Source organism: Saccharibacillus sp. WB 17 (genome assembly GCF_008634075.2).
Taxonomy (GTDB): Bacteria; Bacillota; Bacilli; order Paenibacillales; family Paenibacillaceae; genus Saccharibacillus; species Saccharibacillus brassicae.
Genome location: NZ_VPFK02000024.1, coordinates 282,336 through 308,730, shown reverse-complemented (window position 1 = coordinate 308,730; position 26,395 = coordinate 282,336). Strand labels below are relative to the sequence as shown.

21 protein-coding genes, 1 other RNA gene and 1 pseudogene are annotated in these 26,395 nt (G+C 58.6%); 22 read left to right on the top strand and 1 reads right to left on the bottom strand.

The window, feature by feature from the left end; all coding sequences use genetic code 11:
• Window positions 1-13: 13 nt before the first annotated feature.
• The 16 genes and pseudogenes from dnaG to FTE24_RS23290 all read left to right on the top strand — a co-directional run bounded on the left by dnaG (window position 14) and on the right by FTE24_RS23290 (window position 18,200).
• Window positions 14-1,993, top strand: coding sequence for a DNA primase (gene dnaG / locus FTE24_RS14035; protein WP_150230317.1), 1,980 nt, complete (start codon window positions 14-16; stop codon window positions 1,991-1,993).
• A 44-nt stretch (window positions 1,994-2,037) separates the two neighbouring features.
• Window positions 2,038-3,162 (top strand): RNA polymerase sigma factor RpoD, encoded by a 1,125-nt coding sequence (rpoD, locus tag FTE24_RS14030; RefSeq protein WP_141446297.1) that lies wholly within the window; start codon window positions 2,038-2,040, stop codon window positions 3,160-3,162.
• A 298-nt stretch (window positions 3,163-3,460) separates the two neighbouring features.
• Complete coding sequence (locus tag FTE24_RS14025; protein WP_141446296.1) at window positions 3,461-4,294, top strand: hypothetical protein; 834 nt, start codon at window positions 3,461-3,463, stop codon at window positions 4,292-4,294.
• Window positions 4,291-5,061 (top strand): tRNA (adenine(22)-N(1))-methyltransferase, encoded by a 771-nt coding sequence (locus FTE24_RS14020; protein ID WP_150230315.1) that lies wholly within the window; start codon window positions 4,291-4,293, stop codon window positions 5,059-5,061. Before FTE24_RS14025 ends, FTE24_RS14020 begins: the two co-directional genes overlap by 4 nt.
• Window positions 5,028-6,143 carry a Nif3-like dinuclear metal center hexameric protein gene (locus tag FTE24_RS14015; RefSeq protein WP_150230313.1) on the top strand — a complete coding sequence of 372 codons (1,116 nt, stop codon included), beginning with the start codon at window positions 5,028-5,030 and terminating at the stop codon, window positions 6,141-6,143. The genes FTE24_RS14020 and FTE24_RS14015 overlap by 34 nt, the downstream gene beginning before the upstream one ends.
• A 74-nt stretch (window positions 6,144-6,217) precedes the next feature.
• Window positions 6,218-6,633, top strand: an RNA gene (rnpB, locus tag FTE24_RS14010) — RNase P RNA component class A.
• A 430-nt stretch (window positions 6,634-7,063) separates the two neighbouring features.
• Window positions 7,064-7,564 (top strand): DUF3907 family protein, encoded by a 501-nt coding sequence (locus FTE24_RS14005; RefSeq protein WP_141446293.1) that lies wholly within the window; start codon window positions 7,064-7,066, stop codon window positions 7,562-7,564.
• A 43-nt stretch (window positions 7,565-7,607) separates the two neighbouring features.
• Window positions 7,608-8,393, top strand: coding sequence for a lytic transglycosylase domain-containing protein (locus tag FTE24_RS14000; RefSeq protein ID WP_237401761.1), 786 nt, complete (start codon window positions 7,608-7,610; stop codon window positions 8,391-8,393).
• A gap of 168 nt (window positions 8,394-8,561) precedes the next feature.
• Window positions 8,562-9,713 carry a cysteine desulfurase family protein gene (locus tag FTE24_RS13995; RefSeq protein WP_150230311.1) on the top strand — a complete coding sequence of 384 codons (1,152 nt, stop codon included), beginning with the start codon at window positions 8,562-8,564 and terminating at the stop codon, window positions 9,711-9,713.
• Between the two features lie 3 nt (window positions 9,714-9,716).
• A complete protein-coding gene (gene thiI, locus FTE24_RS13990) occupies window positions 9,717-10,958 on the top strand; it encodes a tRNA uracil 4-sulfurtransferase ThiI (protein ID WP_150230308.1) in 1,242 nt (413 codons plus the stop codon).
• A gap of 137 nt (window positions 10,959-11,095) precedes the next feature.
• Window positions 11,096-11,608, top strand: a complete 513-nt coding sequence (locus tag FTE24_RS13985; protein WP_150230305.1) for an intracellular growth attenuator family protein — start codon at window positions 11,096-11,098, stop codon at window positions 11,606-11,608.
• A 154-nt stretch (window positions 11,609-11,762) separates the two neighbouring features.
• The gene (gene typA / locus FTE24_RS13980; protein ID WP_150230302.1) at window positions 11,763-13,604 is read left to right on the top strand and encodes a translational GTPase TypA; all 1,842 of its coding nucleotides are present in this window, start codon (window positions 11,763-11,765) and stop codon (window positions 13,602-13,604) included.
• A gap of 210 nt (window positions 13,605-13,814) precedes the next feature.
• Window positions 13,815-14,921: an LCP family protein gene (locus FTE24_RS13975; protein WP_150230299.1), complete on the top strand. Its 1,107-nt coding sequence runs from the start codon at window positions 13,815-13,817 to the stop codon at window positions 14,919-14,921.
• 93 nt (window positions 14,922-15,014) lie between these two features.
• Complete coding sequence (locus FTE24_RS13970) at window positions 15,015-15,467, top strand: pyridoxamine 5'-phosphate oxidase family protein (protein WP_150230298.1); 453 nt, start codon at window positions 15,015-15,017, stop codon at window positions 15,465-15,467.
• A 132-nt stretch (window positions 15,468-15,599) separates the two neighbouring features.
• Window positions 15,600-16,856 (top strand): annotated as a pseudogene (locus FTE24_RS23295) (PhoH family protein); the annotation flags it as partial.
• A gap of 258 nt (window positions 16,857-17,114) precedes the next feature.
• Entirely contained in the window at window positions 17,115-18,200 is a 1,086-nt protein-coding gene (locus FTE24_RS23290; protein WP_337190053.1) for an extracellular solute-binding protein, read from the top strand.
• Between the two features lie 141 nt (window positions 18,201-18,341).
• Here the strand turns inward: FTE24_RS23290 and FTE24_RS13960 are convergent, their stop codons facing one another.
• Complete coding sequence (locus FTE24_RS13960; RefSeq protein ID WP_150230291.1) at window positions 18,342-19,427, bottom strand: hypothetical protein; 1,086 nt, start codon at window positions 19,425-19,427, stop codon at window positions 18,342-18,344.
• A 269-nt stretch (window positions 19,428-19,696) separates the two neighbouring features.
• On the opposite strand from FTE24_RS13960, the gene FTE24_RS13955 reads away from it, so the two are divergent.
• The 6 genes from FTE24_RS13955 to FTE24_RS13930 all read left to right on the top strand — a co-directional run bounded on the left by FTE24_RS13955 (window position 19,697) and on the right by FTE24_RS13930 (window position 26,138).
• Window positions 19,697-20,680, top strand: coding sequence for a ketopantoate reductase family protein (locus FTE24_RS13955; RefSeq protein WP_150230289.1), 984 nt, complete (start codon window positions 19,697-19,699; stop codon window positions 20,678-20,680).
• A 50-nt stretch (window positions 20,681-20,730) separates the two neighbouring features.
• On the top strand, window positions 20,731-21,117 hold the full coding sequence (locus tag FTE24_RS13950) for a DUF3397 domain-containing protein (RefSeq protein WP_150230286.1): 387 nt from the start codon (window positions 20,731-20,733) through the stop codon (window positions 21,115-21,117).
• 206 nt (window positions 21,118-21,323) lie between these two features.
• Window positions 21,324-23,051 (top strand): peptide ABC transporter substrate-binding protein, encoded by a 1,728-nt coding sequence (locus tag FTE24_RS13945; protein ID WP_141446281.1) that lies wholly within the window; start codon window positions 21,324-21,326, stop codon window positions 23,049-23,051.
• Window positions 23,052-23,278: 227 nt separating this feature from the next.
• Window positions 23,279-24,211 (top strand): ABC transporter permease, encoded by a 933-nt coding sequence (locus FTE24_RS13940; RefSeq protein WP_141446280.1) that lies wholly within the window; start codon window positions 23,279-23,281, stop codon window positions 24,209-24,211.
• Between the two features lie 22 nt (window positions 24,212-24,233).
• Window positions 24,234-25,181 carry an ABC transporter permease gene (locus FTE24_RS13935; RefSeq protein WP_272915080.1) on the top strand — a complete coding sequence of 316 codons (948 nt, stop codon included), beginning with the start codon at window positions 24,234-24,236 and terminating at the stop codon, window positions 25,179-25,181.
• A gap of 33 nt (window positions 25,182-25,214) precedes the next feature.
• A complete protein-coding gene (locus FTE24_RS13930) occupies window positions 25,215-26,138 on the top strand; it encodes an ABC transporter ATP-binding protein (RefSeq protein ID WP_150230281.1) in 924 nt (307 codons plus the stop codon).
• The last annotated feature ends 257 nt before the right edge of the window (window positions 26,139-26,395 follow it).

Below are 26,395 nucleotides of genomic sequence, written 5' to 3'. Positions count from 1 at the left end.
GAAGGTGGTTACTATGAGTACGGAATACGGAAATATTCCGGAGGAAACGATCGATGCGGTGCTCACGCAGCACGATATCGTCGAGACGGTGGGCAGACACGTTCATCTGACCAAGCAGGGCAAGTACATGAAAGGCCTGTGCCCGTTCCATTCCGAAAAGACCCCTTCTTTTACGGTGACGCCGGATCGCCAAATCTTCTATTGCTACGGCTGCGGCATGGGGGGCAACGCCATCAAGTTCAGGATGGAAATCGAAGGACTTTCTTTCCCCGAAGCCGTGAAGATTATGGCCGAAGAGTCGCATATCCCTTTCCAGAATACGAGCGGAAAGCCGGAGTCGCCTCAAGACCGAGAAACCGGACGTCTCCTTCAAGCTTACGAATGGAGCGAGAAATTTTATCATTTTCTGTTGAAAAACACGGAGCACGGGCTGCCCGCGCTGGAATATTTGCGCGGCCGCGGCATTAACGACAAGCTGATCGAACAATTCCGGATCGGATTCGCGCCGGACCGCTGGGACACGCTGGTCCAGTTTCTGGACAAACGGTCGTTCGACCTGGCGGAGATGGAAAAAGGCGGATTGATCTCGGCCCGCCAGAGCGGCGACGGTTACGTCGACCGCTTCCGCAGCCGGATCATTTTCCCTATCGCGAACCGCAGCGGCAAAACGATTGCCTTTGCCGGCCGGATTCTGGGCGAAGGTCAGCCGAAATACTTGAATTCGCCCGAAAGCCGGTTGTTCAACAAAAGCCGGGTGCTGTACAATTTCGACCAAGCGCGAAGCGCGATCCGCAAGCAGCGGCAGGCCGTCCTGTTCGAAGGCTACGGCGACGTCATCGCGGCGTGGGAAGCCGGCGTCCAGAACGGCGTCGCCACGATGGGCACGTCGCTTACCGAACAGCACGCCGCCATGATCAAGACGACGGCGGACGAAGTGCTCGTCTGTTACGACGGCGACAATGCCGGCCAGAACGCCGCGCTCAAAAGCATTCCGATTCTGGAGCAGGCCGGCTTGCAGGTCAAGGTGGCGATGCTGCCGCCCGGCCTCGACCCGGACGATTATATCCGGTCGAACGGCGGCGAACGCTTCGTGCGCCAGATCGTGGAAGACGCGGCGTCGACAACGAAGTTCCGGTTGTCCAATCTGAAGCGGGGCTACAAGCTCGCCGAAGAAAGCGGCCGGCTCGACTATGCCAAAGCGGCACTGCCGATCATCGCGGCGCTGCATTCCCCGACCGAACGCGAAGTGTATCTGCGCGACCTGTCTTCGGAAGTCGACATCTCGTTCGACAGCCTGAAGCAGGATTCGAACCTGATCCGCCAGGAACAGAGCCGGCCGGCACCGGGTCAGGAAGATCCGGGACCGGCCTACTCCGGGCCCCAGCAGGGCGGCCGGGGCGGCGGGCAGGGTCAGTACGGCGGCCAAGGACGCAAGCGGAGCGATTACACCAACAAAAGCGATTACGGCAACAAGGGAGGCTACGGCAAAAAAAGCGGCTTCGGCGGCGGCAATTACGCCAATGCCGAAGAAGACTTTTTCCCGCAGCAGCGCAGGTCGCGTCCCGACCGCAATCTGCTGCCGGGCCATCAGGCGGCCGAACGCCGTCTCCTGTTCCTCATGCTGCAGGACCGCCAGGCGGCCGATTACGTCGCGGCCCGCCTCGGCGAAGAGTTCAACACACCCGAATATGCGGCAATCGCCGCCTATCTGTATGCTTTTTACGCGCAGGACCGCGAGCCCGACAGCAGCCGCTTTATCTCGTCGCTGCAGGACGAGAAGCTGGAGAAAGCCGTCAGCTCGATCGTCATGATCGAAGGGCCGCGGGAGTGGAACGAGCAGGTACTCGACGACTGCATCCGGGAAGTGCGCAAGTTCCCCCGGCTGCGCGGCATCGAAAGCAAGCGCGAAGAGATGATCCGTGCCGAAAAAGACGGGGATTTCCTGCTCGCCGCTCAAATCGCAAGTGAAATCATAGCCCTGGAGCGTCAGTAACGAACGAGTTTCCGGTTCGAAGTCCGGGGAGGAGGGAGTCTAGAATGGCGAACGAGCAACATACGGAATTGGAAGGCGAACAGACCCTTGAACAGGTGAAAGAACAATTGATCGAACTCGGCAAAAAAAGATCCCATCTCAGTTACAAGGAGATTGCGGAGAAACTGTCGCCGTTCGATCAGGACCCCGAGCAGATCGAAGAGTTTTACGAGCAGCTCGGCGACCAGGGTATCGAAGTGAGCGACGAAACGGACGAGGAAGAAGAACAGGCACGGCCGCGCGAACGGGAGGGCAGCGAGGAATTCGAATTCAACGATGACCTGGCGCTGCCTCCGGGTATCAAGATCAACGATCCGGTGCGCATGTACCTCAAAGAAATCGGCCGCGTTCCGCTGCTGTCCGCCGACGACGAAGTCCAGTTGGCGAAGCGGATCATGGAAGGCGACGACGAAGCCAAGCGCAGGCTGGCGGAAGCCAATCTTCGGCTTGTCGTCAGCATCGCCAAACGCTACGTCGGCCGCGGCATGCTGTTCCTGGACCTGATCCAGGAAGGCAACATGGGTCTGATCAAAGCGGTAGAAAAGTTCGATTACAAAAAAGGGTTCAAATTCAGTACGTATGCCACCTGGTGGATTCGTCAGGCCATTACCCGCGCGATCGCCGACCAGGCGCGTACCATCCGGATTCCGGTGCATATGGTCGAGACGATCAACAAGCTGATTCGGGTCTCCCGCCAACTGCTGCAGGAATACGGACGCGAGCCGTCGCCCGAAGAAATCGCGGCGGAGATGGAACTCAGCGTCGAGAAAGTGCGCGAGATCATGAAGATCGCGCAGGAGCCGGTATCGCTGGAGACGCCGATCGGCGAAGAAGACGATTCGCACCTCGGCGACTTTATCGAAGACCAGGAAGCGTTGGCTCCGGCCGACGCCGCGGCTTACGAACTGCTCAAGGAGCAGCTCGAAGACGTGCTCGACACGCTGACCGACCGCGAGGAGAACGTGCTCCGGCTGCGTTTCGGCCTGGACGACGGACGTACGCGCACGCTCGAAGAAGTTGGCAAAGTGTTCGGCGTGACCCGCGAGCGGATACGCCAGATCGAAGCCAAAGCGCTGCGCAAACTTCGTCATCCGAGCCGCAGCAAGCGTCTCAAAGATTTCCTCGAATAGAACCGGATACGCACAGCCGAACGCCGGAGCGCCGCTCCGGCGTTTTTTTGCCTCAAAACCTGCCCGCACCCGTCGGATTCGTTTCGTTCACGATCAAAAGTCCCGGATGTTTATGCAAAGCGCCGGATAGGCGGGACGATTCTTTCCGGGTAGACTGGTCGTAGAAGAATGTTCGCGTCCGCTTGTCGACGGGGACAAGCCGGTTCGCGGCAGAAAAATGCGCGTCCGCTTAATCGCGGCGAAGCGACCTGCCGATATAGAAGAAGAGAACGGCTTCAGTCATGGAGGAGGAGCGCTTTTGGAACGGGAAAAAAAGAGAGTCATTATTATGGAGATCGAAAATTGGCGCAAAGGCAAACTTTTGCCCGAACATTACTGCGATTTTTTGTTAAACTTATATGACGACGAGGCGACGCAGACCCAGAAAAGCACTTTGTCGGTCACCGAACTGAAAAAGGGCAATTTCAAGCTGTGGGCGCTTTCGTTTATCAGCGTGGCGCTGATCTTCCTGATCGGGTTCTATTTCCCGATTCTGGATTGGCCGTTTCAGGCGGCCGCGATCGCGGCGCTTGTCTCGTTCTGCTACGGGCTCGGTACATACGCCAGGGGAAGAGCCTGGATGGGCGGCATGGGCGGGCAGATGCTGTACGCGATCGGCAGCATCGTGCTGCTCGGCCTCGGGGCGTGGATGATTCGGCTCAACGGCTGGCAGGAACCGATGGCCATGCTCGGATTGATCGCGGTATGCGCCGTCGTCTGGTTGGCGGTCGGGATGATCGTGCCGAGCGGACTGCTGCATTACTGCGGCTGGGGCGCGCTGATTCTGCTGTACGCCAAATTTTTCGGGCAGATGAATCCGGCGGCTTCCTGGCCGATGCTCCAACTGCTCTGGGTGCCGCTCAGCATGCTGCTGCTGTGGCTCAGCTGGCTCGCCCATCATAAAGCGAAACGCTTCGCTTCGATTTACTTCGCGGTCGGCATCACGCTCTGGTTCATGCCGGAGCTCGACGACCTGCTGCTGCGCCAGAATACGACGGACGGCATCATTTTGTACATCCTCGGCAAGCTGGCGCTGGCGTTCATCTTCTTATTTGTCTGGCGAAAAAAATGGATTGCGTGGGTGTCTGTATGAAATTATCGGAACGTTTGAACAAGATTTGCGGGTTGATCCCGCCCGGCAGCCGCCTGGCGGACATCGGCTCGGACCATGCGCTGCTGCCGACTTTCGCGGTGCGCGAAGGCCGCGTTCCTTCGGCGATCGCGGGCGAGGTCAATCGCGGCCCTTACGACGCCGCGTCGAAGCAGGTCGCGGAAGCGGGACTGCAGGGCCAGATCGAGGTGCGGCTCGGCGACGGTCTGGCCGCGATCGAAGCGGGCGAAGCGGACGTCATTACGATCGCCGGCATGGGCGGCGCGTTGATCGTCCGCATTTTGACCGAAGGCAAAGCCAAGCTTGCCGGCGTGCAGCGGTTGATTCTGCAGCCGAACGTCGGCGAAGATCTCGTGCGCCGCTGGCTGCTGCGGGAAGGCTGGCTGCTGACGGAGGAACATATCCTCGAAGAAGACGGCAAGATTTACGAAGTGCTGACCGGGGACCGCAGTCTCTCGGCGGAAGCGGACAATGCGCGCCTGTACGCGCCGACGACCGTGGGCGAGCCGCCGGTCCGGCTCGAAGCCGACGAGCTGCTTGACTTGGGCCCTTTTCTCGTGCGCGAAGCTTCGCCGGTGTTCCGCCGCAAATGGCGGAGCGAGATCGCGAAGCTGGAAGGGGTTGCGGCATCGATGGGCCGCTCGGATAGCGAAGACGCACGCGGCAAAAAAGAATTGCTCGAACGCCGTATTCAACGGCTCAAGGAGGTGCTGGCATGTTTGCCAAAGGACAAACCGTTGTCCAACTGATGGAGAAGTTCGCGCCCAAAGCGCTGGCCGTAGAGAACGACAAAATCGGCCTGCAGCTCGGCACGCTGAACAAGGAAATCCCGAAAGTGCTCGTCGCGCTTGACGTGACGCCCGAAGTGGTGGACGAAGCGATTGCACTCGGCGCCAATCTGATCGTCGCGCATCACGCGATCATTTTCCGGCCGCTTGCGAACTTGCGCACCGATACGCCGATGGGCGCCCTGTACGAAAAATTGATCAAGCACGATATCGCCGTCTATATCAGCCATACGAACCTGGACGTGGCCGAAGGCGGCATGAACGACTGGATGGCCGACCTCGTCGGCATCGTCGAACCGAAGCCGCTCGAAGAACTGCAGCGCGAGCCGCTGTACAAGCTCGTCGTCCATGTGCCGTCAAGCCATCATCAGGGCGTGCTCGACGCGCTGCTGTCTGCCGGCGCAGGCACGATCGGCGACTATTCGCACTGCAGCTTCAGCACGGCAGGCACAGGCACTTTTCTGCCGGGCGAAGGGACGAACCCGCATTTGGGCAGCCCCGGCAAGCTGGAGCGCGCCGAAGAGATCCGGATCGAGACCGTGCTGCCGGAAAGCGCACGCTCCAAAGCGATCCGGGGCATGTTGAACGCGCATCCTTACGAAGAAGTGTCGTACGACCTCTATAAGCTTGAGCAGACGGGCAAAGCGTACGGTCTTGGCCGTATCGGTAAGCTGGCGCAGCCCAGGACGCTGGGCGAACTGACAGAAGTCGTCAAGCGAGGCTTCGACGTGCCGGCGGCCCGCGTCGTCGGCGATGCGGAGCGCGTAATCAAAAAAGCGGCCGTGCTCGGCGGATCGGGCAGCCGCTATATTCACCATGCGCTCCGTCAGGGAGCCGACGTGCTGATCACCGGCGATATCGATTACCATACGGCGCATGACGCGCTGATGGCGGGACTCGCGATTATCGATCCCGGCCACAACTCGGAGAAAATCATGAAGCGCGAAGTGGCGAATATTTTGGGCGAGATGCTGCGCAAGAGCGGCAGCGAGACGACCGTCCACGCTTCCGAACCGAATACGGAACCGTTCCGTTTCGTGTAGGAAGAAGTTCATGTCAAGAAAAAAGGCTTGTCACCCGCGGGAATTCGCGGTATAATAAATGCCGTTGCTCAAGGAAAGTTTAACAGACAATCGCCGGTGCCGCGTAAGGCGGTACGGGAGGAAAGTCCGGGCTTCGCAGGGCAGGATGCTGGATAACGTCCAGTCAGCGCGAGCTGAAGGATTAGTGCCACAGAAATGGACCGCCGATGGCCGCTTTCGGGCGTGCACAGGTAAGGGTGGAACCGGAGTGTAAGAGACTCCGAGGGGCGCTGGTGACTTCGTCCCTGGTAAACCCCATCCGAAGCAAGACCTAATGAAACGCCGTTTCCGGCTTGCCGGAAGCAGCCCTTGCCCGGGGTGCGTTTAGGTTGGTCGCTTGAGCCGTACAGCAATGTGCGGCCTAGACAGATGATTGTCGCTCACAGCGGGAGGGTAGTTCCCGTCTGCACCGCAAAGTAGCACAGAACCCGGCTTACGGTAAGCTTTCCGAACTGCGCAACCTCAAATCTTGATCGCGCCCCAGGCACGGTCGGGAACCGAATGTTTTGCACGAACACTTCGATTTGGCGGCGTCCGTTTCCTTCGCAAGAAGGAGACGGACGCCGTTTTGCTTGGGCTTCATTGTCGCGACGGCCGCGGCCCGCGCCATGCAGACGTTTTGAAATCGCGCTGCCGGTTAAGTAACGGGTACAGGGATCTTTCGGCGCATTCTTTTGCAGCTTCCGAAGACCCGCCTCGAATCCGATCTTTTTTCACGGCAAGGACCGCTTATCACGATTGTTTATCGGCGGCGGGGCACAGGCCCTTTGCGGATGCTTTTACTTTAATTTTATGCTACGATGGACGGAGCAGGGACAGGGTTTGCAAGGAAGCCCGCTTCGCGCCTTCGCGCGATCAAATACCAAGGGGGAAACGCCGTTATGTCAGCGTCTAACGTACAGAAAATGTGTGAATCGACCAGGGATAAGTTGAAAGCCGCCATCGTGAGAATCGAAGACTTTTTGAATGAATACTCTCTGCCTCAACTTGCCGAATCGCAGGAAGAGGAAGAAGTCGCCTATTACAAAGGGTTCTTGTCCGATCTTCGCCATCTGCTCGTATTCTCGGAAACGTCCTCCGAAAAAATCGGAGTGCTGCTGCGTCGGGCCAATTTCGACGTCAATTCCGCGGAAGATACGCTGTATAAGGTATACCACAACGTGATCAACAGCTTCTTTTACCCGAAAAACGAATGTTATGCCGAAGACGGCCGCTACGCGTACACCGGCCAGGAAGCGATTCGCTTCCGCAGACATATCGCGGCTCCGGCCCGCGAAGTCATTCTCGACGTGACCAAAACGTACGAAGAACTGCGTGACGATCTGGACTACTACGAGAGCGATTATTTGAGCCAGCGCCGCATGAGCGCTCCGCGTTCTTAACGACACCGAGATTCCGGATCAACGCTGGAAAGGGAGTGTAAGGATGATTATCGATCCGAGGACGGCCAAGCAGCTGATCGAGCTGCAGTGGATAGACAGTATGAATCTGGACAAATCTTCGCTCAAGAGCATGGAACAGGGCAAGATCGACTCGTCGGTCTTTGCCACGCTGCTGCAGCAGAAGATGGACCAGTCCGGCACCGCTTCAATTTCGGCGCAGGAGCTGATGAAGACGCTCGACGCGATCGCGCTGCCGGCCGACCAGATGGGCAAGCTCAAGCCCGGTGCCATGTCGCTGGACAGCGCTTCGGACTCGCCCGGTGCCGCCGGCGCTTCGCTGGACCGTTCGTCCGCCAAGATCAGCATGCCGAACGTGTCGGAACCGACCGTCAGATCCGGCACGCCGAACAGCAACGCGGCCCAATACGCGGACCTCGTGCAGGCGGCAAGTTCCAGATTCGGCATTCCGCAGTCGTTGATCAACGGGATCATCGACGCGGAATCTTCCTTCAACCCGAACGCCCAATCGGGCGCCGGGGCCAAAGGATTGATGCAGCTCATGGACGGAACGGCCGCCGGTTTGGGCGTCAAAAATTCGTTCGATCCCGAGCAGAATATCAACGGGGGCGCAAGCTATATCGCTTCGATGCTGCTTCGGTTCGACGGGTCGCAGCGGTTGGCGCTCGCGGCTTACAACGCGGGGCCGGGCACGCTCCAGCGTCTGGGCATCCGGACCGAAAGCGATTTGAACGCCAAGTTCGACCAGCTTCCGCGAGAAACGCAAAATTATATCGGCAGGGTCGAAACGGCCCAGGCGAAATACATTTGAGCCGATTCGGCGCAGGCGAAGATCAAAAAGGAAAGCTCGACTTTCCCTTTTTGATCTTTTTGCCGTCCGAGGGAATCTCGCCCTGGCTTCGGCAAACGACAAGTCCCCCAAGAAAACAATTCCTATAAAAAACAAGTCCCATAAGAAAACGAAAGAAGGTTCCGGTGTATGCTTAATTTCGACCATGCGGCTTCGACGCCCACCCATCCCGACGTCATTGCGACCGTCGCCCAGGTGATGGAGGCACACAGCGGCAATCCGTCGTCGATCCACCGCGCCGGGCAGGACGCGGCCCGGCTGCTCCGGCGCGCGCGCGAAGTGTGCGCGGCGGCACTCGGCGTAACGCCCGGGGAAGTACTGTTCACTTCCGGAGCGACGGAAAGCAACAATCTGGCGATCAAGGGCACGATGCTCGGCCGCAGCGACGGCAGGAACCATATCGTGACGACCGCGATCGAGCATGCTTCCGTATATGCCAGCTGCCGCCAGTTGGAAGACTTCGGCTTCGAAGTGTCTTACGTCCGGCCGGAAGCCGACGGAACCGTCTCGCCCGAAAGACTGCTGCATGCGGTCAACGAACGGACGGCGCTCGTCAGCGTCATGCACGTGAACAACGAGACGGGCGCCGTGCAGCCGGTCGAAGAGATCGGCCGGCGGCTCAAATCCCTTCATCCGCGCGTGCTGCTGCATGTCGACGGAGTACAGGGCTTTGGCCGCCTGCCGCTTGATCTTCAAGCCGCCGGGATCGACCTGTACAGCGTATCGGCGCACAAAAACGGCGGTCCCCGCGGCGTCGGCCTGCTCATGGCGCGCAGCGGCGTCAAGCTGCTGCCGCTGTTGTCGGGCGGCAGCCAGGAGAACGGCATGCGCGCCGGCACGGAGAACGTCGCTTCGATCGTGGGCGCGGCCAAAGCGTTTCGCCTCGCGGCGGAAGGGCAGGCGCAGCGCGCGGCGCGGCTGAACGCGCTGCGGGAGACGCTCGCGGCGGAAGTGCGGCGGCACGGGGCGCTGACGCTGACCGAGCCGGCGCAGGCCGCTCCGCATATCGTGCATTTTACGTTTCCGGGCTTGAAATCGCAGGTCATTCTGCATACGCTGGAAGAGCTCGGGGTGCTGGTATCGGCGCAGTCCGCCTGCGCGGCGAAGACCGAGAAACCGAGCCGGGTCCTCGAAGCGATGGGCCGGGACCGTCCGCACGCGACGTCGGGCATCCGCCTGAGCCTCGGAGAAGAACATACGCAAGAACAGATCCGGCTGCTGTCGGAGGCGCTGGACAAGGCCGTGGGCCGGCTGGCGCCGTTTGAAGGGAGAAAACGATAACGAATGAAAAAATACGATTACCTGCTGCTGCGGTTCGGCGAAGTGACACTCAAAGGCCGCAACCGCGCACGATTCGAAAAAGCCGCGGTCGAACACGTCCGCGCCCTGCTGCGCCCGTACCCGGACGCGAAGATCCGCCGCGAGTTCGGACGCATCTACGTCGATCCGGGCAGCGAGAACGTCGAGACGCTCATTCCCGTGCTGCAAAACGTGTTCGGCATGACGTCGATGAGTCCGGTCCGGGCCGTGCGGCCCGAACTGGAAGAGATCGCGCGCGCGGCCGGCGAACTGGTCGAAGCGATGGACATCACGCGGGAAACGAAGTTCAAAACGAACGTCCGCCGCGTGTGGAAAGAGTTTCCGCATTCTTCGCAGGAGTCCAATCCGCTTATTGCCGCGCCGCTGCTCAAACGGTTCCCGCTGCTGAAAGTGGACGTCCGGGAACCGGAGCTTGAACTGCGGGTCGAGATTCGCGACAAAGCCGCTTACGTGTTCGGCGAAGTCATTCCCGGCGCGGGCGGTTTCCCGCTCGGTACGAACGGCAAGGCGCTGCTGCTGCTGTCCGGCGGAATCGACAGCCCTGTCGCCGGCTGGTCTTCGCTGCGCCGGGGGCTGGAAGTCGAGTGTATCCATTTCCACAGCTATCCGTTCACGAGCGAGCAGGCCAAGGAAAAAGTGGTCGACCTGGCGCAGGCGCTGGCCGAATACGCGGGCAAAGTGCGTCTGCACGTCGTGCCTTTTACCGAAGTCCAGACGTCGTTCACGCAGATGGGGCAGGACAATCTGATGATCACGCTGATGCGGCGGGCGATGCTGCGGATCGCGACCATAGTCGCGGAGCGGGAAAAAGCGCTGGCGCTCATTACGGGCGAAAGTCTCGGCCAGGTGGCGAGCCAGACGCTGCCGAGCATGAACGTGATCGAACGCGCGACCGAGCTGCCGATTTTGCGGCCGCTCGTCATGACGGACAAAGACGAGATCATTCGCCTGTCGCGCGCGATCGGCACGTACGACATTTCCATTTTGCCGTATGAAGACTGCTGTACGCTGTTCGTGCCGAAATCGCCGACGACCAATCCGAATCTGCGCATCGTGAACAAGGTCGAAGCGATGACGCCGAATCTCGAACGCCTGATCGAAGAAGCGGCCGCAGGCACCGAGACGATCGAACTGTTCGCGGGCGGTTCCCGCCTCCGCGTCGAAGAGACCGCCGCCTCGGCCGCGATCAATCCGGACTGGTTCTGAGCCGCGGCAAAAACAAGGCGGAATTTTGGCAATTATCTGAATAAAAGGCCGAACACGTCCGATAATAAAAAGGATGGGATGCTCGCTTGGCGGCGCATGCCAGGAAAACGCGAAAATTCCGCAAGAGGAGACTCGGGATGTCAAAAAACGATAAAAAGGCTGTCGGAATTTTTATTTTAACTGCCGGACTGATCATTCTCTTGGGACAATGGGGCGTATTCGCTTTTCTGGGCCGGGTCTTCTGGCCGCTCCTGATCCTGCTTCCCGGCGTGGCCCTGCACCTGGCTTTCGCCTCGCGCGCGCTTCCCGCCTGGGCGTTGATTCCCGGAGGGACGCTGACCGTGTACGGACTTGTGTTCTCGCTGTGCAACACGTGGGGATTCGGGTTGATCGAAGTGCTGTGGCCGGCGTTCCTGCTCGGTCCGGGACTCGGGCTGTATGAATACGCGCTGCTCGGCCCGGTCCGGCCCAAAGGGATCTATTACGCTTCCCTCGGCCTGATCGTGCTGTCGCTCGTACTGTTCATTTTCAGCCTGCTCGGCCCGTTTTTTCTCTACGCTTTCTCGGTTTTGCTGATTTTGTCGGGAGCGTGGCTCGTGTTTTGGCCTGAAATTCAGCCCGCCGGACGCCGCGGCAAGCGCAGAATGTAAAAAGTCTTGAAATTTTATGAAAATCGTGTATAATCAAAGGGATCGAGGAGCGTCGGCGGTTTTGCCAGACGCTTCTTTTGTGAGAAGCCTAGGCCCGTATACACCGAGTACAAGTTTTTTAAACATTTTTAATAGAGAAGGGAACATTCCATTCATGCATTCAAGACAAGAAATTCGCAATATCGCGATTATCGCTCACGTCGACCATGGTAAAACCACGCTCGTTGACAAACTGCTTCAGCAATCCGGTATTTTCCGCGACCACGAGCATGTCCAAGAGCGCGCCATGGACTCCAACGATCTCGAAAGAGAACGCGGCATTACGATTCTGGCGAAAAATACGGCGATTCCTTATAAAGATTACCTGATCAACATCGTGGATACGCCAGGACACGCCGACTTCGGCGGCGAAGTGGAACGCATCATGAAGATGGTCGACGGCGTTCTGCTCGTCGTGGACGCTTACGAAGGCTGCATGCCGCAGACCCGTTTCGTATTGGGCAAAGCGCTTGCGCACAACCTGACTCCGATCGTCGTCGTCAACAAAATCGACCGTCCGGCCGCTCGTCCGTCGGAAGTCATCGACGAAGTGCTCGACCTGTTCATCGAACTGGGCGCAAACGATCAACAGCTTGAATTCCCTGTCGTGTACGCTTCCGCACTGAACGGCACGTCGAGCAAAAACGCCGAGCAGCAGGACGACAACATGAAGGCAATGTACGACACGATCATCGAGAACATTCCGTCGCCGACGGAAAGCGTCGATGAGCCGCTGCAGTTCCTCGTTACGCTGATGGACTACAACGAATACCTCGGCCGGATCGCAATCGGTCGCGTCAACCGCGGCATTATCCGTCAAGGACAATCCGTTGCGGTCATGACACGCGACGGCGGCATGAAGCAGGCGCGCATCGAGAAACTGTTCGGCTTCCAGGGCCTGAAGCGGATCGAGACGGACCAAGCCGGCGCGGGCGACATCATCGCCATCGCAGGCATCAAGGACATCAACATCGGCGAGACGATCGCCGATCCGCAAAATCCGGAAGCTCTGCCGGTCCTCAAGATCGACGAGCCTACGCTGCAGATGACGTTCCTCGTCAACAACAGCCCGTTTGCGGGCCGCGAAGGCAAATGGGTCACTTCCCGCAAACTGCGCGACCGTCTGTTCTTCGAACTCGAGACCGACGTCAGCCTGCGCGTGGACGAGACCGACAGCCCGGATGCGTTCATCGTATCGGGACGCGGCGAGCTTCACCTCGGCATCCTGATCGAGAACATGCGCCGCGAAGGATACGAGCTTCAAGTATCCAAGCCGGAAGTTATCGTCAGAGAAGTCGACGGCAAGAAAATGGAGCCGATCGAACGCCTGCTGATCGACGTGCCGGAAGAAAGCACGGGCGCCGTCATGGAAAGCCTCGGCGCACGCAAAGCCGAAATGGTCAACATGATCAATAACGGTACAGGCCAGGTTCGCCTGGAGTTCCTGATCCCGGCTCGCGGCCTGATCGGATACCGCACGAACTTCCTGAGCTTGACGCGCGGATACGGCGTCATGAACCATGCGTTCGACAGCTACGGCCCGCTGATCGGCGGACAGGTCGGCGGACGTCACCAGGGCGTACTCGTCTCGACCGAGAACGGCAACGCGACGCTGTACGGCATTCTCGGCGTCGAGGATCGCGGTACGCTGTTCGTTGAACCGGGTGCCGAAGTATACGAAGGCATGATCGTCGGCGAGAACACTCGCGACAACGACATCGTCGTGAACATCTGCCGTGAAAAGCAGCTGACCAACGTACGTTCCGCGACCAAAGACGATACGGTCAAAATGAAGACGCCTCGCCTGTTCTCGCTGGAGCAAGCGCTGGAGTACCTCAATGACGACGAGTATTGCGAAATCACGCCTAAAAACGTTCGGATGCGTAAAAAAGTCCTGAACAAAGGCGAGCGCGAACGTTTCGAGAAACAACGCAAAGCGGCTCAAGCGAGCCTGTAAGCCATAGTACGACAAAAGCAAGCAATCGGTAACTTTTCCCGCCCCGCCCGCGTCTGATTTACGAGACGACAGGCGGTTCGGCGAACAGGGTCCGCCGCCGGGGTGGCGTGCGGACCCTGTTTTCGTTTGTACGGAAAACGGCAGACGGTCTTGACAAGAGGCCGCCTGCCCGATTCGTGCGGATCGCACAAGAGAAGGAGCTGGATAGACATGAGCAGTACACAAGGAGGCGGCCTTCCGCCGCGTTCCAACGCAGCCCGCGGCGCCAAGCCCGCGGAAGCGCCGCCGGTCCGCCGCAGCGCCGGAGGTTCCGGAGGCAACGGCGGCGGACGCCGGCCCGCAGGCCAAAAGAAAAAAAGCGGCGCCAAACGCTTCTGGACGTTCTTCGTCATTTTTCTGATTTTGTTGATCGCCGCGGCCGGATTGTATTTCGGTTGGGTATACCAGAAATCGCAGTCGATCGGCACAGGCGGCGAACCGGCCAAGCCCGCCGATACGCAGCCGATCGCGATGGCGCTGCTCGGCACCGATTTTCGGACGGAGACCGGTTCCCATCTCACCGACGTTGTGATGGTGGCGGCGCTGAATCCGAATACCGACACCGCGACCGTCGTATCGCTGCCCCGCGATACGCGGATTGAACTCGAAGGCTACAAAGTCCGCAAAGTCAACGCGTACTACCCCGCTTTCCTGGCTCAGGAAAAAAAGGGAGAAGGCGAAGCCAAAGAAGCGATGCAGCGGATGCTCGGCAAATATTTCGACATTCCGCTCGACTACGTGACGGTCGTCAACTTCGAGAGCCTGCGCGACATCGTCGACGCCCTCGGAGGCATCGAAGTCGACGTGACGATGGACATGTGCTACAAAGATACGGCGGACGGCACGAACATCGATCTTACAGCCGGCCTGCAGAAGCTGGACGGCAAAAGCGCGCTCGATTACGTGCGCTACCGCAAAACGAACTGTACGCCGCCGACGGCACCGTCGGACGACTTCAGCCGCAACCAGCGCCAGCAGCAGGTCATCGGCGCGATCATGGACAAAGTGCAGTCGTTCAACGCGCTGACCAAATCCGGTTCGTTGATCGACGCGGTGGCGCACAATACGGAGACCGATCTGGAGAACAAGCAGATTCTCAATCTGGTCAGAACGTATTGGGATATCCCCAAAGAGAATATCCGTTTCCCGAAAGTGTCCGGCACGTGGAACAGTCCGTTCGTATATATTAACGACGGCGAGCTGTCCGCCGCCAAGCAGGCGCTCAAAGACGAGCTCGCCGGCAATCACCGCGCTGCCGCGGCGGAAGCTTCGCCTTGATTGAATGCTCTTTTGCCGGTGTGATATAATCGGATTAGCAACAGAAACGTTCTTGCGACTATTCCGATCAGATGCCGTATAGGAGGCCACGTCATGTCCGAAGCCGTTACGCAATTGACCGAGACCCTTTTCACGCAGCTGCAGGGCGAGACTTTCGCCTTGTTGGCCACCGTCGATGCCGAGACGCAAGGTCCGACTTCAACGGCGATTTCCTGGGTTTATGCCGTCAATCCGGGCACGCTCCGGTTTGTGGTGGACCATCGTTCACGCCTGGTCCGCAATATCCTGGCCAACCCGAAGGTGACCCTCACCGTGTTCGGGGGCGAGAAAGTGTACGCCGTCAACGGAACGGCGGTCGTCGCGCAGGACCCGCTGCAGGACGTACCGTTCAAAATGTGCTGTTTCGACGTCGAAGTCGAAGCGGTGCGCAACGCTCTTTTTTACGGAGCGCATCTGTCTTCGCCTCCCGTCTATACCCGTATGCTCGACCTGCGCGCCGCCGAAACGCTGGACGGACAGGTCATGAGCGCCATGAAAAAAGCCTAGCGGTTTTCCGCAGGCTTTTTTTCCTTTGGACGGCGATTGAAAGGGGGTGAGGCCCGGTTTTGGACGGCTCGTGTGAAGCGCACCGCGAATGAATCAGACTCGTGTTCCATTAAGCCTCGGGAGGGATTTCTCGTGAAAAAGCTTTTTGTTCTCGATACCAACGTTCTGCTGCATGATCCGCGCTCCATTTTTTCGTTCCAGGAACATGAAGTGGTGATTCCGGCTACGGTGCTGGAAGAAATCGATTCGAAAAAAAGGCTGGCCGACGAGATCGGACGCAATGCCCGAAGCGTATCGCGGGAATTGGACGCCCTGCGGGAACGGGGGCATCTGCATGACGGAGTCACGCTCGAATCGGGCGGGACACTCCGGGTTGAACTCAATCATCGCAGCTTCCAGAGCATGCAGGACAAGTTCGGCGAGATGACGAACGACAATCGCATTCTGGCCGTTGCGCTTAATTATCATAACGAACAGCAAAATTTGCCCGACAGTGAAGCACGGCCCGTGATCATGGTCAGCAAAGACGTGCTCGTTCGCGTCAAAGCCGACGTGCTCGGCGTGCTCGCGCAGGATTATATGACGGACCGGGCCGCCGATCCCGACTCGCTCTACGCCGGTTACGTGACGCTGCAGGTGCCGGAAGAGATCGTGGACCGTTTTTACCGCGACAAGTACGTGTTCGTCTCCGAAGTCGGCGGAGCGGCGGAGCGGCTCTACCCGAACGAGTTCGCGATTCTCAAAGACGAAGCCGGCGGCAAATCGGCGCTCGTGAAGCTGAATGCCGAAGCGAACCGGCTGGACCCGCTGTTTCAGGGACACGATCCGGTCTGGGGCATCGGAGCCCGCAACGCCCAGCAGCGCATGGCGCTCGAACTGCTGCTGTCGGACGATATTCCGCTCGTGACGATTACCGGCAAAGCGGGCACGGGCAAGACGCTGCTGGCGCTCGCCGCGGCCCTGATGAAAGTCGAAGACGAGCGCAAGTACAAAAAGCTGCTCGTCGCGCGGCCCGTCGTGCCGATGGGCAAAGATATCGGCTATCTGCCCGGCGAGAAGGAAGAAAAGCTTCGTCCGTGGATGCAGCCGATCTATGACAACCTGGAGTTTTTGTTCGATACGAAAAGCGCGGGCGATATCGACAAGATTCTGATGGGACTCGGCAGCATTCAGGTCGAAGCGCTGACCTATATTCGCGGCCGCTCTATTCCTTCGCAGTTCATCATTATCGACGAAGCACAGAATTTGTCCCGCCACGAAGTGAAAACGATCATCTCGCGCGCCGGGGAAGGCAGCAAGATGGTGCTCGTCGGCGACCCGGAACAGATTGACCATCCGTATCTGGACGCGGCAAGCAACGGNGCTCGCCTAAATATAGAAAGAATCCGGTTTTGCTACCGGATTCTTTTTTTGGTTGGAAAAAGGATCGTTTGTTACAATAGGGAAATCAGGAAAAGGAGGGGACGGACTTTGAAGCGAAAAAATCATCTCGTGCTGTTCGGCGTACTGCTGCTTGCCCTGATCAATTTGTCGCCTTCTCTGCCCGAAACTTCCGATTCCGGCCCGCAGCCGCGCGCGGGCACCGGATCGGCGGCGCTTGGAGGAGGCCAGTCCGAACGGCCGCTGCGCGATATCGAAGTGTACACGATGATGGCTTCGGAAGAATTCGAAGCGCTCCAGTCCGTCAATGCCGAATACGAACGCCGTTCGGGAACGGTCGTCACGCTCGTCAACGTGGCGCCGGGACAGGCTTACAAAACGTACCGCGAAGCGTACGAGTCCGGACGGGAACCCGACGTCTTGATGCTCGACGGAGCGTGGGTAGCGGACTTCGCTTCCGCCGGCCGGCTGCTGCCCGCCGATCTGTACGAAGCGGGCGTGGCCGCCGCCGCCGATTCGCTGCCGCTGCCGGCGGCTTCGGTCGAATGGAACGGCTACCGCTGGGCCGTGCCGCTCGACCTCGATCCGTACGGGGCCGTCTGGGACCCGCGGCGGTTCGAGCAGACGTCCGGCGAGCTGCCGCAGACTGCCGCAGACTGGGAAGCGTGGGCTTCGCCGGCGGCCGGCGGCCAATCGTCGGCAGGCCGCGCCGCCGATCCCGCACCGGCGCTTGGCCTGCCGTCCGGCGACGTTCGGGCTTTTGCGGCCTTGATCGCGCTGTGGACCGAACCGGATACCGAGACGGCCGGATTGAAGCGTTCGCTGAACCTGGCCGGCACGCTGCGCGGTCGGACGTATCTGTCCAGAATGTCCGCCCAGGAAGGACGACCGACCGCGACGCTGCGCGAAAAGGTCGACGCCCGCGAACTGGGGCTCGCGGTCGACCGACTGTCCAAACTGGGCGCCGAAGACTCGGACACTTCCCGGCTTCGGCCGCTCGCTTTCGCCGCGCGTACAGCGGCACTGCGCTGTTTCGGCATTACAGCCGACACGGAACGCTCACGCGAGGCTTCCCTCTGGATCTCGTATGTGACGGGCCGCGAAGCGCAGAGCGATTGGTATGCCTCCACGGGACACCTGCCCGTCCTGCGCGCAATCTACGACGAGCCGGGCAGCGCGCAGCTGGTACGCTGGCTACCCGATCTGCAGGCCGGTCGCCCGGCTGCCGCAGCCGGCGCGGCAGCCGATCCCAAAACGGCGGCGGCCCGTGAAAGTTTGTGGAGCCGGTCGCTGGACCGGTTCTACGCGGGGGAGTGGAGCGTCGAAAAGTTTTCCGCTTCTTTGCGGCCTTAAAGCCTTGAGGCCGCAGCCCGGTCCGTTTGCGAAAAATGCGCGCGGCCCAAACAAAAACGCTCCGCCGCGAATCGGCAGAGCGTTTTTGCTTCGTTTACACGTCGTCGCTGCCGCCAAACAGGCGCAGAGACGTGAAATAACCTAGAGCGTCAGCTGGAGCCGGATGCGGAGCCGGCCCTGCTGCATCTCCACGTCGTTGACTTCGACAGGAGCGACCTGCTGGGGATAGAAGCCCAGATCGTACTTTTGCTCCAGCTCCCGGCGGGTGCTCTCCGGCAGCTCGAGACCGTTGAACACAAGCTTGTCGACATGGAACAGCACGGCGTTCTGCGGTTCGGTCTGAAGCGTGTACCGCCCTTCGATCCGCAGCGTCAGCCGATCGCGCCGGCCTTCCGCAATGACCCGCCCGTCTTCGAACGCAAACGAGAAGTTGTCAAAATCCGCGCTGCGCGAACGCAAAAAGTCGTTCAATTCCCGATCGGTCAGCTCGATCGTATAGCGGGTCCCGAGACCCGACACTTTCAGTTTGCCGCTGCTCTGCAAAAAGTCGGGCAGTTCGGAGCTGGCGGAAGCCAGCTGCGAGAAATACTCGTCCACTTCGTACAGGCCGACATTGTTCCAGTACGCGTCCAATTCTTCGGCCAGCCGGTTGAGGCGGGCCGGATCGCCGCTTGCCAGCAGGCCGGAATCGATATCCTCCTGCAGCGAGCCCAGCCGGCGCTGCTGCTCTTCGATACCGGTCTTGACCTGCTCCAGCCGCGCCGAGTTGGCGGCCAGTGCGCCGCGCCGACTCTCCAGCGCGTCCGTATCTTCGCGGAAAGACAGCAGGGCGTCTTCGTTGTACCGCACGGCGATGCGGTAGTAGCCGTACAGCCGGTTGAATTCCCCGAGCGATCTTGCGTTGAGCAGCGACAGAAGCATCGGGCGCCGGCTCTGCAAGTATTGGGCGCGTACGAGCGTCGCGGTAAGCTCGCGGTTGTCCGCGACGCGGCTCTCCAAAGCGTCGATCTCCAGACCGAGCTGTCTGCGCTCAAGCGCGAGTTGTTCCTGTTCGTCCGCGATCCGCTCCACATCGCGCCGGAGCTCGCTCAGCGACAAAGTATCCTGCAGCAGCTCGCGCTGCTCGGGCGTCCAGTCCCCGCCGAACGATTCCGCCCGCGCGTTCTCCGCGCCGGAAGCGAAGGCGAGCGAGGCCGCGAGCATAACGGCGCATACACGTTTCGACATGGCTGTATTCCCCGCTTTCCGTTTCCGTCTTCGAAACTTGCATGTACGGCGTTTCCCGGACCGTGGCGCTGTGATAAAATGAAAATCCGCGGCGGAAATCGATAGAATCGACGGCATGCCGCGGTTTGAATCAACCGGAGTGATTCATTTTATTTATCACTTGCCCCGATTATGCGTCCGGACCGTTTTTTCCTGCTTTAATTATAAGGCCTGCGGACCGTGCGAGTAAACCGGGGGAGACCGGGGACAACGCTTGGGAGGAAATCGCGATGAGAATCGAAGTGATCGGGGGAGGGTCGCTCGGCCTGCTGTTCGCGGCGGGAGCGGCTTCGGCGGGAACGCCGACCGTCCTGTATACGCGAACCGGCGAACAAGCGGCGATCATCGCCCGCGAAGGCATCGAAGTGCGCAGCCCGGGCGAAGAAGGGCCGGGGCGCCGGATCCGGCGCAATCTGCACGCCGGGCCGATCGAAGCGTTCGGAGTGTCCGGCGCAGCAGGGCGGTCGACGGACGACGACGGCGACCGCTGGATCGTGCTCACCGTCAAGCAAAAAGACGTGGACGACGTATTGATCGCAACGTTGGCGCGGGGAATCCGCTCCGGCGACCGGCTGCTCTGCCTGCAGAACGGCATCGGGCATATCGAACGGCTGGCCGCGGCGCTGCCGCAGGCCGACGTCTACGCGGCCATTACGACCGAAGGGGCGAGGCGCCTCGGACCGGACGTCGCGCTGCATGCCGGGCAGGGTTCCACTTCGTTCGGATTGCCGCACGGGGGAGAGTCGTCGACACCGGGCAGGATGGGGGCGGAGAAAAAGTTGACCGACACTTTCGCCGCGGCAGGATTGCCGCTGTCGGCGTCGAATGACATCCAGACCGCCATCTATAGAAAACTGCTCATGAACGCCGTCATCAATCCGCTGACCGCGCTCTGGCGCGTCGAGAACGGCGCGCTGCTTGAGAGCGCCGACCGGCTTGCGGCGATGAGAGCGCTGTTCGACGAGACGGTCGCCGTGTACGCGTCCGCGGGGGTGGTCGTTCCGCCCGAATGGTGGGACGATCTGCTCGGCGTCTGCCGCGCGACCTCCCGCAACCGGTCTTCGATGCTCGAAGACGTGTCGCACGGCCGGGAGACGGAAGCGAAATGGATCGGCGGAGGCATCGCGGCGCTTGCCCGGCGCTGCGGCACCGCAGCGCCGCTGAACGAAATGCTGCTGCACCTGATCGAGGGCATGCGCCCGGACAAGCGGTAAGCGTGCAGCTTGTCCATAGGAAAGGGAAGCGAATAAGAAGGAGGAGCGGTATGCTCGAAACGGTCTCTGGCTTTTTGATTACGCTGTGCGTGCTGCCTTTTTTGCCGTTCATGCTCGTGTACGCCGCAGGTTTGCTGCGCAGGGAATCGAAGCAGCGCTCGTTTCGGCAGGCGATGGACGTCACGACGCCGTTTCTGCTGGTTGCCGCGGCCGCGCTGTACAATTACCTTTTCGCGTCCTCGTTCGGATTTTATCTGTTTATGCTTATTTTGCTGCTGCTTGCCGGACTGCTCGGCAGCGCCCAGAACCGCAAGCGCGGCCGGATCGAGCCGATGCGCCTGCTGCGCGGCGTATGGCGATTAAGCTTCCTGCTGTTGGCTTTTTGCTATGTTTTGCTCGGAGTGAGCGGTTTTATCGTGCATATCGTAAATAGTTGACATGATGATGGCAGATACGCAGGAAAAGAGTGAAAAATAAAGTCTTTTTTTACCGAAATCTCAAGCTTCAAGACAGAAAAGATGACAGAAAACGAATAAAATCTGAAAAAAACCGTAAGATTCTGAAAAAAGGTTATAGATTTTTTTTGCCACCCGGGGTATAATCAATAAAAAAAATAATCTTTTTGTAGGGGGAAAGTTGCAGGATGAAAAAGAAAAGCTGGATGTTGCTTCTTACGCTGGTTCTTGTAATCGGCACGGTTCTCGCAGGGTGCGGAAGCGCCAACGAGACAACGACTACGGAACCGGGTACTACGACCGAGACCGGAACTACGGAAGGTACGGCTACCGAACCGGCAGCCGACGCTAACCTTGCCGCCGACCAGACCCTGCACTTGAACCTCAGTGCTGAGCCGCCGACGCTTGATCCGGCACAAGCTCAAGACAGCCAAGCCAACACGGCGCTGCGTTTCATGTATGAAGGTCTTGCGACGATCGACGCTGACGGCAACCCGGCTCCGGGTGCTGCCGAGAAGTGGGACATCTCCGAAGACGGCCTGACTTACACGTTCAACATGCGTCAAGGCGCAACTTGGAGTAACGGCGACCCTGTAACGGCGAACGATTTCGTATTCGCTTGGGAACGCGCTCTGAGCCCGGAAACCGTTCCGGCTCCGGTCTACGCTTACCAGCTTTACTACATCAAAGGTGCTGAAGAGTTCAACACCGGCAAAACGAAAGACTTCTCGACTGTAGGCGTCAAAGCCGTTGACGAGAACACGCTTGAAGTTACGCTGACGAACCCGACTCCTTACTTCCTGGGTCTGACTTCGTTCTACACGTTCTACCCGGTTCACCAAGCAACCGTTGAAGGCAACGAAGCTTGGGCAGCCGACGCAAGCACGATGGTAACAAACGGACCGTTCACATTGACGACCTGGACAACAGGTTCCGAAATGGGCTGGACCAAAAACGAAAAATACTGGGATGCAGCCAACATCAAGCTGACGAACGTAACAGCTTCGATCGTAAACAGCGGCGCAACCGAGACCGCTTCGTACCAAGGCGGCGAAATCGATTACGCGGGCGCACCTACCGGCGAAATCCCGACCGACCAAATTCAACCGCTCTCGCAGCAGTTCGCTGACGAGTTCAAATTGACTGACATCGCTTCGACGTACTACTACGAGTTCAACACCAAAGAAAAACCGTTCAACAACGTCAAGATCCGTAAAGCCTTCGCTATGGCGATCGATCGTCAATCCCTGATCGACAACGTAACGAAAGCCGGACAAACGCCGGCATACGGTTTCGTACCGACTTCGATCGCAGGACTGAACAACCAATCGTTCCGCGACGAGCATCCGGACAGCGAATACTTCAAGGAAGATGCGGCGCAAGCCAAAACGATGCTTGAAGAAGGCATGAAAGAAGAAGGCTACACAACGCTTCCTCCGATCACCCTGCTCTACAATACAAGCGAAAACCACCAGAAGCTGGCCCTGGCCGTAGCCGACATGTGGAAAACGAACCTTGGCGTCGAGATCGAAACGAAAAACGAAGAATGGTCCGTATTCCTGGAAAGCAGAAAAACGGGCAACTTCCAAATCGCTCGCGCAGGCTGGTCTGCCGACTACAACGATCCGATGACTTACATGGATATGTTCGTAAGCGGTGGCGGCAACAACAACACCGGCTATGCGGACCCGGCTTACGACGCTCTGATCGACGGCGCTTACAAAGGCGGCAACGATCCGGAGAAACGTATGCAGGATATGGCTGCAGCCGAAAAAATGCTGATCCAAGACAACATGGTTATCATGCCTGTCTACTACTACACGCAGGCGTCGCTCACCAAGCCTTACCTCAAAGGCGTAACGACTGACTTCTCCGGTGCTATCAACTTCACTCGCGCTTATCTGGAACAACAATAAGATTCCCGCTTTGAAAGTTGAAAGAAGATCGACCAAAGTTAAATAAAGGCTCGGGATATATGTGGATTCCCATATATATCCCGATTTTTTTGCATGTTCGCTAAACTTCCATTTTTGCTCTTGCTTAACCAGTAAATAGGGTTGAATATAATGAATATGCAACTATACATTCAAGACATTATGTTACATTTCGAGCAGGACCAGAATGAAGGAGGAGAGGTACGCAGATGGCACGGTATATAACCAGTAAACTTCTATATACGCTGCTTTCGCTGTTTATTTTGATAACGGCGACGTTTTTCTTGATGAAAGCTATCCCGGGCGATCCGTTTATGTCCGAAAAAGAAGTTCCCGCTCCGATTCGTGCACGTTTGGAAGCGCAGTATGGACTGGATAAACCTCTCATGACGCAGTACGCGAACTATCTCGGCAACATCGTGCAGGGCGACCTGGGCATCTCGATGAAAAAGCTGAATCAGGAAGTATCCGGCATTATCGGTCAGACGTTCGGCGTTTCGCTGCGTCTCGGTCTGATTGCCGTTGTTGTGTCGACGATCGTCGGGGTGACCCTCGGTCTGCTCGCCGCTCTCTACCATCGAAAATTCATCGACAGTATGGTCATGGTGCTCGCCGTCATCGGCATAGCCGTGCCGAGCTTCGTGCTGGCTTCGCTGCTGCAGTACGCGCTCGGCCTGAGGCTGGACTTGTTCCCGATCACGGGTCTGCGCAGCCCGCTCGGCTATGTCCTGCCGGTTATCGCGCTCTCGGCCGGACCGATCGCTTATATCGCGCGCCTCACCCGTTCGAGCATGCTCGAAGTGCTGCACGCCGATTACATCAAGACGGCCAAAGCCAAAGGCTTGAAATGGCCGGCCATTCTCTGGAAACACGTTATCCGCAACGGCATTCTGCCGGTCGTCACTTATGTGGGACCGATGACAGCCAACATCATTACCGGTTCCGTCGTCGTGGAACGCATCTTCGGCATCGGCGGCATCGGCAAAGTGTTCGTCGACAGCATCACCAACCGCGACTACACGTTGATCATGGGCATTACGCTCTTCTACGGTATCATTTTGATGGCGGCTCGTTTCGTTACCGATATCGTTTACGTCCTTGTCGATCCGCGTATCAAATTAACATCGGGTAAGGAGGGCTAAACCAGTGTCTAACGAAAAAAACTTGAACAAACAGCCTCTTCCCGCTTTGACGGCGGCCGATTTCGAGTCTGTCAACGTTAACGAACGCGAATCGGAAGTTATCAAACGCGAAAGTCTTACGGCTTGGCGCGATACCTGGGAACGCCTGCGCAGAAACAAAGTCGCGATGAGCGGCCTCGTCGCGCTCGTCGTCATCATTATCGCATCGATCTTCGGTCCGCTCGTCTCCTATTGGGTACACGGGTACGATTACCAGACCAACGACCTGTTGGCGACCAACCAGCCGCCTTCCGCGCTGCACTGGTTCGGAACGGACGATCTGGGCCGCGACATGTTCGTCAGAACGTGGTCGGGCGCCCGGATCTCCCTGATCGTCGGTATCGCTGCCGCGCTGATCGACCTGCTGATCGGCGTCATCTACGGCGGCATCATGGGTTACTTCGGCGGCCGCGTCGACACGATCATGAACAAGTTCTCCGAAATCCTGTACGCGATTCCTTACCTGCTCGTTACGATCCTGCTGCTCGTCGTATTCAAGCCAAGCTTGGGCACGATCATCCTGGCGCTGACGATTACGGGTTGGATCAATATGTCGTGGATCGTCCGCGGCGAAATCATGAAATTGAAAAACCGCGAGTACGTGCTCGCTTCCCGCTCAATGGGCGCCGGTACGGGCAGACTGTTGTTCCGTCACCTGCTGCCTAACGCAAGCGGCCCGATCATCGTCACGCTGACGCTGTCGGTTCCGAACGCGATCTTCGCCGAGTCGTTCCTGAGCTTCCTCGGTCTGGGCGTTCAGGCTCCGATCTCGTCGCTCGGTTCGATGGTCGAAAACGCTTTGACCGGCTGGATGTTCTATCCTTGGCGGATGCTGTTCCCGGCTGTTCTGATCAGCATCATCATGCTGGCGTTCAACCTGCTGGGAGACGGCCTGCGCGATGCGCTCGATCCGTCGCTCAAAAACAAATAATTCGCAGATCCTAAAGTGAAGGAGGCGTCAGCCATGAGAACAGAACTCGGCAAAAACCTGATTGAGGTTGAAGGACTGAAGAAGTATTTTAATGTAGGAAAAGGCAAAGTGCTCAAAGCGGTCGACAACTTGAACTTCTCCATCCGCGAAGGCGAGACGCTGGGTATGGTCGGCGAATCCGGCTGCGGCAAGTCTACGGCGGGCCGGACCATTCTGCGTCTGTACGAGCCTACCGGAGGAAGCGTGCGGTACAACGGAACGGATATTTACAAGCTGCCGCCGAACAAGATGAAAGCGATGCGCCGCGATATGCAGATGATCTTCCAGGATCCTTACGCCTCGCTGAACCCGCGCTTTACGGTGTCGGACATTATCGGCGAAGCGCTGGACATCCACAAAATGGCGGGTACCGGCGGCGAACGCAAAAAGCGGATCGAAGAGCTGCTGGATCTGGTCGGCTTGAACACCGATCACGCTACGCGTTACCCGCACGAATTCTCGGGCGGCCAGCGTCAGCGGATCGGGATTGCCCGCGCACTCGCGGTCAATCCGAAGTTCATCATCTGCGACGAGCCGATCTCGGCGCTTGACGTCTCGATTCAGGCGCAGGTCGTCAACTTGCTGCAGGAACTGCAGGAACGTCTCGGCCTGACCTACCTGTTCATCGCGCACGATCTGTCGATGGTTAAGCATATCAGCGACCGCGTAGCCGTGATGTATCTGGGTAAAATGGTGGAACTGGCGGAGAGCGAAGAGCTGTACAGCAATCCGATCCACCCGTACACCAAATCGCTGCTGTCCGCGATTCCGATCGCGGACCCGGAAGTCGAATCGCAGAAAAAACGTATTCTGCTGACGGCGGAAGGCGGCGGTCCGATCCGTTCGGCCGGCGAGCAGAGCGAAGAAACGACGCTGGTCGAAGTTTCTCCGGGACACTGGGTCGCTACGCCTCACTAAAGAATTGAACGCTTGATCGAAAATAGCGGCAGGACGGACCCGGATCTTATCCATCGGGAACTTTCCGCCGCGCCGCACGCTCTGTCCACCTTTGAACGGACAGGGTTCAGCCGTCTTTCCGAAGCGCATGCCGCTTCGGAAAGACGGCTTTTTGTTTGGCCCGGCGCCGGACTTTTATCCGAATCGGCAGAAAGTGGCTTTGACGACTTGAGAGCGATTGGGTACAATCAAGAAGGGTTTAAGCAGATAGCAGACAG